Origin of the sequence: Mycolicibacterium parafortuitum, from assembly GCF_002086815.1 — a bacterium.
Classification (GTDB): Bacteria; Actinomycetota; Actinomycetes; order Mycobacteriales; family Mycobacteriaceae; genus Mycobacterium; species Mycobacterium parafortuitum.
Map to the genome: position 1 here is coordinate 75246 of NZ_MVID01000010.1, position 12875 is coordinate 88120.

Consider the following 12875-nt stretch of genomic DNA (forward strand, 5'->3'; position numbering starts at 1 on the left):
TGCGCCGTGCCGGTACCTTCGTTACGCCGTCAGCTGTCCAGCTTACCCACCGGTAACAGCCCTATTCGCCGGTGGCGCTGTCCCGCAGTGCTTCGCATCGCCGGATGAGCCGGGCACGAAGCGGCGCCGCGCGTTCGCTGATCCGTTCCTGGGCGCGGGCATAGTCGCCCCTGCCTGCCGGGGTTTCCACCGCGATCGGCTCGAATCCGTAGTCCCGCAGGTCATATGGGCTCGCGCGCATATCGAGCACACGTGCCTCCAGTGCGAGCTCGAAGCAGTCGAGCACCAGTTCGGACTCGATCAGCGGGCCCAGTTTGAAGGCCCATTTGTAGAGGTCCATCCCGGCGTGCACGCAGCCGGGTTGCTCGGTGGCGACCTGGTCCTGACGGGTCAGGTGCTGCGCGTTGCGGCCGGCCGCCGCCGGGGTGAAGAACCGGAACGCGTCGAAGTGACTGCACCGCAACGGCATTGACTCGACAACCGCGTCGGTGCCCGCCGTGCCGAGGCGCAGCGGAACCTGGGAGTGGCGGACCGTGGGGGACCGGTAGACCATCGCCCACTCGTGCAGGCCGAAACAGTTGAAGCGCGCGGGCCGGGATGCGGTCGCGGTGAGCAGCTCGGCGATGAACGTCACAGTCCCCGCGCGGGCCAGCAGGTGGTCAGGGCCGACGGTGACGCCGTCGCCGGCCCGGACATACCCGGTGCGGCGCAGGTAGCCCTGGGAATCCGGCCCGTCGAGCACGGCGCCGTAACCGGGATGCCAGACCCTGAGCTGGCGGGGCCGCAGGTTGTAGTAGGTGAACAGGAAGTCGAACACCGGATGGGATTCGCCGGTTCGGCGTCGGCTCAGGTGGGGCTCGAGGAGGGCATCGGCGCGACGCCGGTGGGTTTCGGCGCGGGAGCGCCAATCGGGCACGGCGGCGAGCCGCCAATCGGGCACGGCGGCGAGCCGCCAATCGGGCACGGCGGCGAGCCGCCAATCGGGCACGGCGGCGAGCCGCCAATCGGGCACGGCGGCGAGCCGCCAATCGGGCACGGCGGCGAGCCGCCAATCAGACACGATGTGTGCCGTCGCGGACCGTCCCGACCAGGTCCTCGACAAGGTCTTCGAGCGCGATCATCGCGGTCGCGGTGCCGTCGGCGGCGGTGACCAGCGCCAGGTGGCTGTTGGTGCGGCGCATCCGGGTCAGCCCGTCGGGCAGCGGCAGTGACGCCGGAACCCGGGGCAGCGGCCGCACCATCGAGGAGTCGATCACGGTCGTGCTGTCGAGGTCGCTGTTGACCAGCGGCAGCACATCCTTGATGTGCAGGTATCCGATGAAGGCGCCGGAGGTGTCGGCGACCGGGAAGCGGGAGTAGCCCGTCTCGCGCAGCGCTTCCTCCAGCGCGCCGACGGTCGGGCCCGTCCCCTCGGCCGCCGCCGGGACCGCGCGGATCTCGTGCAGCGGCATCGCGACGTCCTTGACGGCGCGGTTGCGGATCTGCAGCGCGCGGGTGAGCCGGGTGTGTTCCTCGGGGTCGAGCAGACCCTCGGACAGCGATTCGGCGATCATCTCCGACAGTTCGACCGTCGAGACAGTGACGTCGAGTTCGTCCTTGGGTTCGACGCCGAACGCGCGCAGTGTGGTGTTGGCGCACCAGTTGTAGAAGGCGATGAACGGGCGGGCGATCCGGATGTAGACCAGGTAGACCGGGATCAGCAGCATCGCGGTGGACTCCGGCCCCGCGATCGCGATGTTCTTGGGCACCATCTCGCCGAGCAGCACGTGCAGCGTGACGACGACGGACAGCGCGACCAGGAACGACACCGTGTGCAGTACCGCGTCCGGGATGCCGACGAGGTCGAACGGCTTCTCCAGCAGGTGTGCGACGGCGGGTTCGGCGACGCGGCCGAGCAGGATCGAGCAGATCGTGATGCCGAGCTGCGAGCCCGCCAGCATCAGCGACAGGTGTTCGCCGGCCCTGATGACGGTGACGGCGCTCCTCTTGCCCTGCTCGGCAAGGGCTTCGAGGCGGTCGCGGCGCGCCGAGATCAGCGCGAACTCCGAGGCCACGAAGAACGCGTTGGCGGCCAGCAGCACGAAGGTCAGCAGCACCCCGAAGATGTCACCCATTCTCGGCTCCCTTCCGGCCGATCTCGGTCAGCCGGAGCACGTCGATGCGCCGGCCGTCCATCTTGACCACGGTCGCCAGCCAGCGCACCGGGTCCTCGATCGGGCCGTCGGGGTCGAACGCGGTCAGCTCCACGGTTTCGCCCTCGACGGGGATGTGGCCGAGTTTCTCCAGCACCAGCCCTCCGATGGTCTCGTAATCACCATCCGGGGCGCGGAAGGCGGTGCCCTCGGCGACTTCGTCGATACGCAGCAGTCCCGAGACCTGCCAGCCCTGTCCCGCGGCGACCACGTCGGGCGGCTCGACGTCGTGCTCGTCGCGCACGTCGCCGACGATCTCCTCGATCAGATCCTCGACGGTCACCATCCCGGCGGTGCCGCCGTATTCGTCGACGACCAGCGCGGTCTGCAGGCCGTTGGCGCGCACCTCGGTCATCACCGAGTCGCCGTCGAGGGTGGACGGCACCTTGGTGACGGGCTGTACGAGTTCGGCGAGCCGGGTCGTCGAGCGGACCGCGGCGGGCACCTCGAACACCTGCTTGACGTGCACCATGCCGATGGTCTCGTCCAGGTCGCCGCGGATCACCGGGAAGCGGGAGTGGCCGGTCTTGAAGGCGGCTTCGCTGAGGTCGAGGACCGTGGCGTCGGCGTCGAGGGTGTCGATCTTGGAGCGCGGGGTCATCAGTTCCTCGGCGGTGCGGTCGCCGAACTGCAGTGAACGGTCCACCAGGACGGCGGTGACCGGGTCCAGCGACCCGCTCTCGGCCGACGAGCGCACCAGCGACACCAGCTCCTGCGGCGAACGCGCCGAGCGCAGCTCTTCGGCGGGCTCGATCCCGAGGCGACGCAGGATCCAGTTCGCCGTCCCGTTGGTGAGCCGGATCAGCGGTTTGAACATGAACGAGAACATCAGCTGCAGCGGCGCCGACCATCGCGCGGTCGGGACCGCCCGGGCGACGGCGAGGTTCTTGGGCACCAGTTCGCCGAAGATCATCGATATCGAGGTCGCGATCAGGATGGCCAGCGCCAACGCCAGACCGGAGGCGAACCGCTCCGGGATGTGCATGGCCGTCAACCCGGGGTGGATGAGCCGGGCGACGACGGGCTCGGCCAGGAAACCGGTGGCCAGGGTGGTGATGGAGATGCCGACCTGCGCGCCGGACAGCTGCGTCGACAGCGACCGGTGCGCCTTCTGGACGAGTCGGTCGCGGCGGTCACCGGAGCGGACATTGGCCTCGACGGTGCTGCGTTCGAGCGCGGTCAGCGAGAACTCCGCGGCGACGAACACCGCGGTGCCCGCGGTGAGCAGGATGAACGCCAGCAGAGCGAGCAGGGACATCGCCGTGTTCATCGGGATGCTCCGGGGGAGCCGGGTCGGGGGCCCGGCCATCTAGAGGACGGCTCGGCCTCGCAGGGCTCGTGGTCAGACCGTCGGACGGCTGAGGCCGACTCGGATGGGTGTCCATCCAGTGCCTGCGGCACCTGGTCCCTTTCGTCGCGATAACAGCTGGTTGACCACACATGCTAGCGGAATCCACACCGGCCTCGTCGCGGGCCTCATCGCTTCTGAGTCCGATCCGGCGGCAGTGGTAGCTTCAACCCCAACATAGGAAAGGCGAGCCTAATGTCGAAGTCGTTCACCCGGTTGGCCGCGATGTTCACCGCGGTCGCCGCGGCCGTCGCGCTGAGCGCGTGCGGATCCGATCAGCAGTCCGACGAAAACAAGATCGTCGTGTATTCGGGACGCAGCGAGGAGCTGGTCAAACCGCTGATCGAGCAGTTCACCACCGACACCGGAATCAAGGTCGAGGCGCGCTACGCCGGTTCGGGCGAGATGGCCGCGCAGCTGATCACCGAGGGGGACAAGTCCCCGGCCGACGTGTTCCTGTCCCAGGACGCCGGCGCGTTGGGCGCGGTGTCCAAGGCGGGTCTGCTGGCTCCGATCGACGCCGAGACGCTCGCCGCGGTCCCCGCCCAGTACTCGGCGGCCGACGGCACGTGGGTCGGGGTGTCGGGCCGCGCCCGCGTCCTCGTCTACAACCCGACGCTGGCGCCGAATCCGCCGGACACCATCGACGGTCTTCTGGCTCCGGAGTGGAAGGGCAAGATCGGCTTCGCGCCGAGCAACGCGTCCTGGCAGGCGTTCGTCACCGGGCTGCGGGTGCTGCGCGGCGACGACGGTGCCGAGCAGTGGCTGCGCGCGTTCAAGGCTCAGGATCCGCAGGCCTTCGAGAACAACGTGGCCGTCCGTGACGCCGTGGACTCCGGTCAGGTCGCCCTCGGCCTGGTCAACCACTACTACCTCTACGAGCTGATCCACGCCAAGGGCGCCGACGCGGTCGTCGCGCAGAACAAGTTCATGGCGCCCGGCGACCCGGGCGGCCTGGTCAACGTCGCCGGCGTGGGTGTGCTGAAGTCCGCCCCGAACCCCGAAGGCGCCCAGGCGTTCGCGGCGTATCTGATCGGGGAGTCCGCGCAGAAGTTCTTCGCCACCGAGACCGCCGAGTATCCGCTCGCGGCAGGCGTCGCCCCGTCTGCCGAGATGCCTCCGCTGGCCGACCTGCAGCCGCCCGCGGTCGACCTGTCCGACCTCGACGACCTCGAGGCCACCCAGGAGTTGCTGGTCAAGACCGGCCTCCTGACCAACTGAGCGGGGTGAGCGGCTCCGCGGGGCCGGCCCGAGCCCGCCCGCCGGCCCTGCTGTTGCTGCCGGCCGTGCTCGTCGCGGCCTGCACGCTGGTGCCGCTGGTCTACCTGGTCGAGCGCGCCCTGGAGCGCGGCTGGGCGTTCGTCATCGACGAACTCTTCCAGCCGCGCACCGCCGCGCTGGTCGTCCGGTCGCTGATGCTCGTCGGCGTCGTCACCGCGGCGTGCGTCGTGCTCGGCGTCGGGCTCGCGGTCCTCGTGACCCGAACCGATCTGCGCGGCAGGCGCGTCCTCGCGGTCGCGGCGGCGCTGCCGCTGGCCATGCCGAGCTACCTGCTCGCCTACCTGTGGGTGTCGGCGTTTCCTCAGGTCGCCGGTTTCTGGGGGGCCGCGCTGGTCTTGACGCTGGTGAGTTATCCGCTCGTGCTGCTGACCACGACGGCGGCGCTGGCGCGGGTCGATCCCGCCCAGGAAGAGGTCGCCCGCTCCCTGGGCCTCGGCGGTTGGGCGGTGCTGTTCCGGGTGACGCTGCGCCAGTCGCGGGCCGCGATCGCCGCCGGCGCGCTGCTGGTTGCGCTGTATGTCCTCAGCGATTTCGGCGCGGTCGCGGCAATGCGGTTCGAGGCGTTCACCTGGGTGATCTACGGGGCGTACCGCTCGGGGTTCAACCCGTCCCGGGCCGCCGTGCTGTCGCTGGTGCTGATGGTGTTCGCCATCGCGCTCGTCGTCGCCGAGCACCGGGCCCGCGGCCTGGCGGCCGCGTCGCGCATCGGGGGCGGCACCCCGCGGCCCGCCCCGCTGAACCGGCTCGGCCACTGGCGCTGGGCCGCGCTGGCCGCGCCCGTGGCGGTGCTGGCCGCCGCCGTCGTCGTCCCGGGGGTCGAGCTCGCCGGCTGGTTGCTCACCGCGGGGCCGCGCTGGGACTTCGGTGAATGGGTCGCAGCGCTGGGCTCGACGGTGTGGCTGTCGGTGGTCGCCGCGGCGGCCGCGACGGCCGCGGCGCTGCCGCTCGGGGTGCTCGCGGCGCGGCACCGCGACCGCGCGACCCGCACCCTCGAAGGTGCCAGCTACGTCGCGCACGGCCTGCCCGCGATCGTCATCGCGATCTCGATGGTGTCGCTCGGGGTGGTGCTGCTGCGGCCGATCTACCAGCGCGAGCCGTTGCTGATCCTGGCCTACACGGTCCTGTTCGTGCCGATGGCGATCGGATCCATCCGCGCCGCGGTGGAATCCGCGCCGATCCGGCTCGAAGAGGTCGCCCGCTCGCTGGGCCGGTCACCGCTGCGGGCCTTCGGCGGCGTGACCGCCCGGGTGGCGCTGCCCGGCATCGCCGCAGGTGCGGCGCTGGTGTTGCTGACCTGCATGAAGGAGTTGCCGGTGACACTGCTGCTGCATCCGACGGGTACGGACACCCTGGCCACCCGGCTGTGGGGGTACAGCTCGGTCAGCGACTACGCGGCGGCGGCCCCGTACGCGGCGGCACTGCTGCTGTTCGCCACCGCCCCGACCGCGATACTGAGTGTGTGGAGTACGAACACCGTTGCGGTGCACAGTGACTGAGTCGATCGCGGCGGCTGTTTCGGCCACCGGCATCCGCAAGGCGTTCGCAGACAAGACGGTGCTGCGCGGCGTCGACCTCGACATGACGCCGGGGTCGATCACCGCGATCCTCGGCCCGTCGGGCTGCGGCAAGACCACGCTGCTGCGCATCCTGGCCGGGTTCGAGGATCCTGACTCCGGCACCGTGCGCATCGCCGGCGACACGGTCGCCGGGGCAGGCGTGAGCGTGCCCGTACACCGCCGCCGCGTCGGGCTGATGCCGCAGGAGGGTGCGCTGTTCCCGCACCTGAGCGTCGGGGAGAACGTCGCGTTCGGGCTGAACCGGGCCGACCGTCGGCGCGCGGACGCCGAGGTGGCGCACTGGCTGGGTGTGGTCGGCCTCGACGGCCTGGCCGGCGCGCGCCCCCACGAGATCTCCGGAGGCCAGCAGCAGCGGGTCGCACTGGCCAGGGCTCTGGCCGCCCGACCGCGGGTGCTGTTGCTGGACGAGCCGTTCGCGGCGCTGGACTCGGGGTTGCGCACCCGGGTTCGCGAGGACATCGCCGCGATCCTGCGCGACGCCGGGACCACGGCCATCCTGGTCACCCACGATCAGGCCGAGGCGCTGTCGCTGGCCGATTCCGTCGCGCTGCTGCTCGGCGGCGCGGTCGCCCAACAGGACACCCCCGCGCGGCTCTACGGTCTGCCCGCGACGCTGACCAACGCCCGATTCCTCGGCAGCACCGTCGAGATCGACGCGACGGCCGACGCCGGTCGGGTACGGACCGCGCTGGGGACGTTCGCGGCGAAGCTACCGGTGCCCGACGGGCCCGCGGTGGCGGTGCTGCGACCGGAGCAGATGCACCTCGGCGCGGACGGTTCCGGCACCGCGGCGCGGGTGACGGCGCAGCGGTTCTACGGCGCCGACACCGTCGTGCATCTCGAGCTGAGCGACGGCACCGCGCTGCGGATGCGCAGCGCCGGGCTGCCGGGGTTCGGCGACGGCTCGTCGGTCACCGTGCAGGTCGTCGGGGACGTGCTGGCCTACCCGTCACCAGCCGGTGGGCAGCGGATGTCCCTCGGCGAAGCCGGCGGCTGACTGCACGCCGAGCACCACCTTCTCGTGCAGTTCGGGCAGTGTCGCCGCACCGACGTAGGTGCAGGTGCTGCGGACCCCCGAGGTGATGTGGTCGAGAAGGTCCTCCACGCCGCCGCGCGACGGGTCCAGCGCCATCCGCGAGGTCGAGATGCCCTCCTCGAACAGGCCTTTGCGGGCGCGGTCGAACGCGCTGTCGGCCGCGGTGCGGGCAGCGACCGCACGTTTGGAGGCCATCCCGTAACTCTCCTTGTAGGGCTGGTCGTCGCGGTCGTGCAACAGGTCCCCCGGGGATTCGTAGGTGCCGGCGAACCACGAGCCGATCATCACGTTCGACGCGCCGGCGGCCAGCGCCAGCGCCACATCCCGCGGATGCCGCACCCCGCCGTCGGCCCACACGTGTCCGCCGAGTTCCCTTGCCGCGGCGGCACATTCGACGACCGCGGAGAACTGGGGGCGGCCGACGCCGGTCATCATCCTGGTGGTGCACATCGCGCCGGGGCCGACCCCGACCTTCACGATCGTGGCACCGGCGTTGATCAGGTCGCGGGTGCCCTCGGCCGACACCACGTTGCCCGCGGCCAGCGGTACGCCGAGGTCGGCGTTGGCGACCGCCTCGATCGCGTCGAGCATCTTCTGCTGGTGGCCGTGTGCGGTGTCGATCACCAGCAGGTCGGCGCCGACGTCGACGAGGCCGCGCGCCTTGGCGGCCACGTCCCCGTTGATGCCGACCGCGGCGGCGATCCGCAGCCGGCCGCGGGCGTCCACCGCGGGGGTGTAGATGCCTGCGCGGACGGCGCCGGTGCGGGTCAGCACGCCCGCGAGCGTGCCGTCGGCCTCGGTCAGCACGGCGACGTGGATGTGGGCGTGCTCGAGCAGGTCGAACACCTTGCGGGGATCGGTGCCCACCGGCGCGGTGACGAAGTCGCCGATCGCGACGTCCCGCACCCGGGTGAACCGGTCCACGCCTCGGCACGCGGCCTCGGTGACCAGCCCGACGGGCCGGTTGTCGCCGTCGACCACGACGGCGGCACCGTGGGCCCGCTTGTGGATCAGCGCCGCCGCGTCGGACACCGAGTCGTCGGGGGCCAGCGTCACCGGGGTGTCGACGACGGTGTCGCGGCTCTTGACGAAGTCGACGGTGTGCTGGACCGCCGACAGGGGGAGGTCCTGCGGCAGCACGACGATTCCGCCGCGCCGGGCCACGGTCTCGGCCATCCGGCGACCCGCGACCGCTGTCATGTTCGCGACGACCACCGGGATCGTGGTGCCGGAGCCGTCGACCGAAGACAGGTCCACGTCGAAGCGCGAGGCCACCTCGGAATGCCCCGGCACGATGAACACATCGTTGTAGGTCAGGTCGTACGGCGGCCGGTGGCCATCGAGAAACTTCACGCGGCCGAGTCTAGTGGCGCACGTTTCCCCCGCGAGCAGACGCGAACTCGCGCGACACACCCGCGACACGCCGGAGGTTGTGTCTGCTCGCGGGCAGAAGTCAGGCCTCGACCTCGCTGCGGTCACCGCTCCACAGCGTGTGGAAGCGCTTCTCGCGATCGGTGTCGATGCGGCCGTAGGTGTGTGCGCCGAAGAAGTCGCGCAGCCCCTGGGTCAGCGCGGCGGGCAGGCGCTCGGTGCGCAGCCCGTCGTAGTAGGACAGCGCCGAGGAGAAGCCCGGGATCGGGATGCCCAGCTCGGTGGCCTTGACCACGACGCGGCGCCAGCTGTCGATCGCGTTCTCGATCGCATCGCGGAAGTACGGGTCGACGATCAGCGTCGGCAGGTCCGGGTCGTTGTCGAACGCGTCGGTGATCCGGTTCAGGAACTTCGCCCGGATGATGCAGCCGCCGCGCCAGATCCGCGCCATGTCGCCCGGCGAGATGTTCCAGTCGTACTCGTTGGAGCCGGCCTGAATCTGGTTGAAGCCCTGGGCATAGGCGATGATCTTCGACGCGTACAGCGCCTGACGGATGTCCTCGGTGAATTGCGCTGCATCGGTGGGCTTTTCGCCGAGGTCCCCGGATGCCAGGCCGGTGGTGGCCTTGCGCTGGGCCACTGAGCCGGACAGCGCACGGGCGAACACGGCTTCGGCGATGCCGGTCACCGGCACGCCGAGGTCGAGGGCGGACTTGACCGTCCAGCGACCGGTGCCCTTCTGCTCGGCCTCGTCCAGGATCACGTCGACCAGCGGCTTCCCGGTCTTGGCATCCGTCTGGCGCAGCACCTGCGCGGTGATCTCGACCAGGAAGCTGTCGAGATCGCCCTTGTTCCACTCGTCGAACACGTCGGCGATCTCCGGGGCGCTCTTGCCCAGGCCGTCGCGCAGCAGCTGGTAGGCCTCGCCGATGAGCTGCATGTCGGAGTACTCGATGCCGTTGTGCACCATCTTGACGAAGTGTCCGGCGCCGTCGGGCCCGACGTGGGTGCAGCAGGGGACTCCGTCGACGTGGGCGGAGATCTCCTCCAGCAGCGGACCGAGGGATTCGTAGGATTCGGCCGGGCCGCCGGGCATGATCGACGGGCCGTTGAGGGCACCCTCCTCGCCACCGGAGATGCCGGCGCCGACGAAGTGCAGCCCGCGCTCGCGGATCGCCTTCTCCCGGCGGATGGTGTCGGTGTAGAGGGCGTTGCCGCCGTCGATGATGATGTCGCCTTCTTCCATGGCGTCGGCGAGCTCGTTGATCACCGCGTCGGTCGCCTCACCGGCCTTGACCATGATCAGCACCCGGCGCGGCTTCTCCAGCGCGTCGAGGAACTCCGCGATCGTCTCGCTGCGGACGAAGTTGCCGTCCGAACCGTGCTCGGCGAGCAGCGCGTCGGTCTTGGCGACCGAGCGGTTGTGCAGCGCGACGGTGTAGCCGTGCCGGGCGAAGTTCCGCGCGATGTTCGATCCCATGACCGCAAGGCCGGTGACGCCGATCTGGGCGGTACCCGTGGTTCCGGACGAGCTCATAGACAAAACCCTTTCGATCTCCTACTGCGACACAGCTTCTGACAGGTATTACGCAAGAGAACCCCGGGCGAGTGCGACTACACGAGGAACAGTCGGTGCAGCTCGTTCAGCCACGGCACCGCGAACGCGACGGTGGGCACCACCAACACGGCGGCGGCGGCAACGTATGCGCCGGCGGCCAGCTTCCGGCTGTTGGGTTCGCCACCGAGGCGGCGCACCCGCACCACGGTGGTGGGGCCGCCCGCGGCAAGTGCGCCGCGGGGCGCCCGCCCGGAGGCGCAGGCAACCAGAGCCCGGGCCAGCGGAGTCGGGCCTTCGGCGCGCACGGCGGCGTCGTCGGCGAGCAATTCGATCAGCAGCCGGACCGCGTTGAGCGCGTGTGCGCTGCGCACGAACCGGGGAAACGCCGCATGCACGGCGATGAACATCTCCAGCACCAGGTCGTGGCGGGCCCGCAGGTGCGCGTTCTCGTGCTCCAGGATCGCCGAGACCTCGTTCGGGGACAGGGTATTCAACGCACCCTCGCTGACGACGACGCGGCTGCGCACGCCGGGCAGGCAGTACGCCAGCGGTTCGGCGACGTCGAGAATCCGCAGGCTTCGCGACCGGGGACGGCCGTGGTGGGCACCGACGAGGTCGACGACCATCCGGTGATGTGCCCGGCGACGACGGGTGGCGATCGCAACCCTCAGTACCGACACGATCAACCGGGCGCCGATCATCAGCGTGAGGATGAAGACCACGACGTAGGCGGTCCACAGCGGCCATCCGAGCACGTCGATCTCACTGATGATCGTCGACGTCGGGCGACCGTCGGGGCCCGGTACGAAAAGCCTGCTCGCGATCGCGATACCGGCAGAGAACGCCGACAACACCGCTGCCAGTGCGATCGCCTGCCAGAGCACGATGGCGGCACGGGGTGCGCGCAGCGGCCACGTGGCTCGCGCCAGCATCGCAGGCACCGGCCCCGAGAGGAGCAAGGCGAGGATCGCGAAGGCCAGCGCGGACACGCTGTAAGTGTCCCTCAGTCGGTACCGAAATCGCCAGCGGGTCGGGGTGACCGATGTTTGACTTCCAACTCGGCCAGAGCGCGGCGCAGCGCCGCGGCCTCGTCGGCGCCGACACGCTCGACGAAATGGACGAGCGCGGCCTCTCGGCTGCCGGAATCGGCGGCCTGATCCAGCGCGTCGACCATAAGGCCGGCGACCAGTTCGTCCCGGCCGTGGGTGGGTGCATAGCGGTGGGCGCGGTCGTCGCGGTGCTGCACGACGAGATTCTTCTTCGCGAGCCGTTGCAGCACGGTCATGATCGTGGTGTAGGCGAGGTCGCGGCGCGCAGACAGGGCCTCATGGACCTGACGCACGGTCTGAGGCTCCCCTGAGGACCACAGGTGGTCCATCACGGAGCGCTCGAGCTCGCCGAGTCGAGTCAGCTTGGCCATCTTCCGTTCATCTCCTGCCGACGGTAGGTCAAAGCGTACTACGGGATTACTACCGCGTGTCGTATGAGATTTCGTCGCTGGTCGGTGCGTCGAAACCCGCTTCTCCGAGATGTCAACGTCGGCACCCGTGCGGGTGCGTTCGCGTGGCCGTGTGAGTCCAGTCACAGCCTCTAGCCCCTTCATCGGCCATGACTATAGTAAGGCTAACCTAATTCGGTAAGAGCTACCCAGATCGCGAGGTGCCCATGACGGTTGTCGTCGAGGATCCGCTCATCGCCAGTATGTCGATCGCGCGCGTGCTGCCCATCCACGAATCGAGCCGCCGGCTTCGCGAGCTGTACCGCGAATGCCCGCGGGTCTACGGCGTGGCGGTGATGGGGGACCTGTCGCGGCGGCGCTGGTGGCCGCTCGCGGAGATCCTCACGACCGACCGCCTGCAGCAGATGTTCGACGCGGGCATCGCCGAGACCGAAAGTCGCGCCGCGGTGGCCCAGCAGCTGGCCGCGACCTTCGCCCATGTCGTGGTCGGGCGCGTGACGCCGCTGTTGGCGCTGGAGGGGCGGGCCTGGGACACCGGCCTGGAGAACCTGTGGGTGCATGTCGACTCCGAAGGCGCGATCGACTGGGTCGGGGTGGTGGACCCGACGCTGCGGGCGCTGCCCGACGATCCGTACGTCGCCGAGTGCCGGGCATCCGGTGGCGGGGGTCAGCGCGGCATCGTCGCGCTGCCCAGCGAGGCGGCGTTGACGACCTGGATCGCCCATCGCAGCCACCGTGCGCTGGGGCCGCTGTTCACCAAGCTCGCCGCGGTCAGTGACGGCGCGATGTCGGTGGCGGCGATGTGGCACATCGTCGGCGGGGCGGTGGTCAACGCGGCGACCCAGGTGCCGTTGCTCGCCAACGCCAGTGAGGTCGTCAGCATGCGCCGTGGCCAGGCGGTGCTGGATGCGTTCGTCGGCTTCGGACTGCCGGTGCGCGGCGTATCCCGGATGAGTTCCACGAAGGTCTTGATTAATTAGGCAAGCCTTGCCTATCCTTATCGAGTCGGGTTGATCCGAAGTTTCGGAACCAACGGACCGCGCCGGAGTCCTG

At 70.1% G+C, this 12875-nt stretch carries 11 protein-coding genes; 4 read left to right on the plus strand and 7 right to left on the minus strand.

The genetic code is table 11. From position 1 onward, the window contains the following. Positions 1 to 61 precede the first annotated feature (61 nt). From BST38_RS13320 to BST38_RS13335, 3 genes are all read right to left on the minus strand, one after another. The gene (locus tag BST38_RS13320; RefSeq protein ID WP_083143880.1) at positions 62 to 940 is read right to left on the minus strand and encodes a 3-methyladenine DNA glycosylase; all 879 of its coding nucleotides are present in this window, start codon (positions 938 to 940) and stop codon (positions 62 to 64) included. 112 nt (positions 941 to 1052) lie between these two features. Then, the gene (locus tag BST38_RS13330) at positions 1053 to 2114 is read right to left on the minus strand and encodes a hemolysin family protein (RefSeq protein ID WP_083143807.1); all 1062 of its coding nucleotides are present in this window, start codon (positions 2112 to 2114) and stop codon (positions 1053 to 1055) included. After that, positions 2107 to 3462, minus strand: a complete 1356-nt coding sequence (locus tag BST38_RS13335; protein ID WP_083143808.1) for a hemolysin family protein — start codon at positions 3460 to 3462, stop codon at positions 2107 to 2109. Before BST38_RS13335 ends, BST38_RS13330 begins: the two co-directional genes overlap by 8 nt. A 273-nt stretch (positions 3463 to 3735) precedes the next feature. On the opposite strand from BST38_RS13335, the gene BST38_RS13340 reads away from it, so the two are divergent. From BST38_RS13340 to BST38_RS13350, 3 genes are read left to right on the plus strand one after another with little or no spacing between them, the layout of a single operon-like run. After that, positions 3736 to 4761 (plus strand): iron ABC transporter substrate-binding protein, encoded by a 1026-nt coding sequence (locus tag BST38_RS13340; protein WP_083143809.1) that lies wholly within the window; start codon positions 3736 to 3738, stop codon positions 4759 to 4761. A gap of 5 nt (positions 4762 to 4766) precedes the next feature. Next, positions 4767 to 6317 (plus strand): ABC transporter permease, encoded by a 1551-nt coding sequence (locus BST38_RS13345; RefSeq protein WP_083143810.1) that lies wholly within the window; start codon positions 4767 to 4769, stop codon positions 6315 to 6317. After that, complete coding sequence (locus BST38_RS13350) at positions 6310 to 7395, plus strand: ABC transporter ATP-binding protein (RefSeq protein ID WP_083143811.1); 1086 nt, start codon at positions 6310 to 6312, stop codon at positions 7393 to 7395. Before BST38_RS13345 ends, BST38_RS13350 begins: the two co-directional genes overlap by 8 nt. Here the strand turns inward: BST38_RS13350 and BST38_RS13355 are convergent. From BST38_RS13355 to BST38_RS13370, 4 genes are all read right to left on the minus strand, one after another. After that, positions 7348 to 8787 (minus strand): GuaB1 family IMP dehydrogenase-related protein, encoded by a 1440-nt coding sequence (locus tag BST38_RS13355; protein ID WP_083143812.1) that lies wholly within the window; start codon positions 8785 to 8787, stop codon positions 7348 to 7350. The two genes, BST38_RS13350 and BST38_RS13355, sit on opposite strands and share 48 nt — an antisense overlap. A 100-nt stretch (positions 8788 to 8887) precedes the next feature. Then, on the minus strand, positions 8888 to 10342 hold the full coding sequence (gnd, locus tag BST38_RS13360) for an NADP-dependent phosphogluconate dehydrogenase (RefSeq protein ID WP_083143813.1): 1455 nt from the start codon (positions 10340 to 10342) through the stop codon (positions 8888 to 8890). A gap of 77 nt (positions 10343 to 10419) precedes the next feature. Further along, the gene (locus BST38_RS13365; RefSeq protein ID WP_083143814.1) at positions 10420 to 11352 is read right to left on the minus strand and encodes a M56 family metallopeptidase; all 933 of its coding nucleotides are present in this window, start codon (positions 11350 to 11352) and stop codon (positions 10420 to 10422) included. Between the two features lie 14 nt (positions 11353 to 11366). Beyond that, positions 11367 to 11783: a BlaI/MecI/CopY family transcriptional regulator gene (locus tag BST38_RS13370; RefSeq protein ID WP_083143815.1), complete on the minus strand. Its 417-nt coding sequence runs from the start codon at positions 11781 to 11783 to the stop codon at positions 11367 to 11369. A gap of 245 nt (positions 11784 to 12028) precedes the next feature. Here BST38_RS13370 and BST38_RS13375 point away from each other — a divergent pair, with 245 nt between their 5' ends. Then, positions 12029 to 12802, plus strand: a complete 774-nt coding sequence (locus BST38_RS13375) for an iron reductase (RefSeq protein WP_083143816.1) — start codon at positions 12029 to 12031, stop codon at positions 12800 to 12802. The last annotated feature ends 73 nt before the right edge of the window (positions 12803 to 12875 follow it).

Excerpts from the sequence above, each read along its gene's own strand:
- BST38_RS13375 (WP_083143816.1), top strand. The coding sequence starts at position 12,029 with ATGACGGTTGTCGTCGAGGATCCGCTCATCGCCAGTATGTCGATCGCG.
- BST38_RS13370 (WP_083143815.1), bottom strand. The coding sequence starts at position 11,783 with ATGGCCAAGCTGACTCGACTCGGCGAGCTCGAGCGCTCCGTGATGGAC.
- BST38_RS13335 (WP_083143808.1), bottom strand. The coding sequence starts at position 3,462 with ATGAACACGGCGATGTCCCTGCTCGCTCTGCTGGCGTTCATCCTGCTC.
- BST38_RS13340 (WP_083143809.1), top strand. The coding sequence starts at position 3,736 with ATGTCGAAGTCGTTCACCCGGTTGGCCGCGATGTTCACCGCGGTCGCC.
- gnd (WP_083143813.1), bottom strand. The coding sequence starts at position 10,342 with ATGAGCTCGTCCGGAACCACGGGTACCGCCCAGATCGGCGTCACCGGC.
- BST38_RS13330 (WP_083143807.1), bottom strand. The coding sequence starts at position 2,114 with ATGGGTGACATCTTCGGGGTGCTGCTGACCTTCGTGCTGCTGGCCGCC.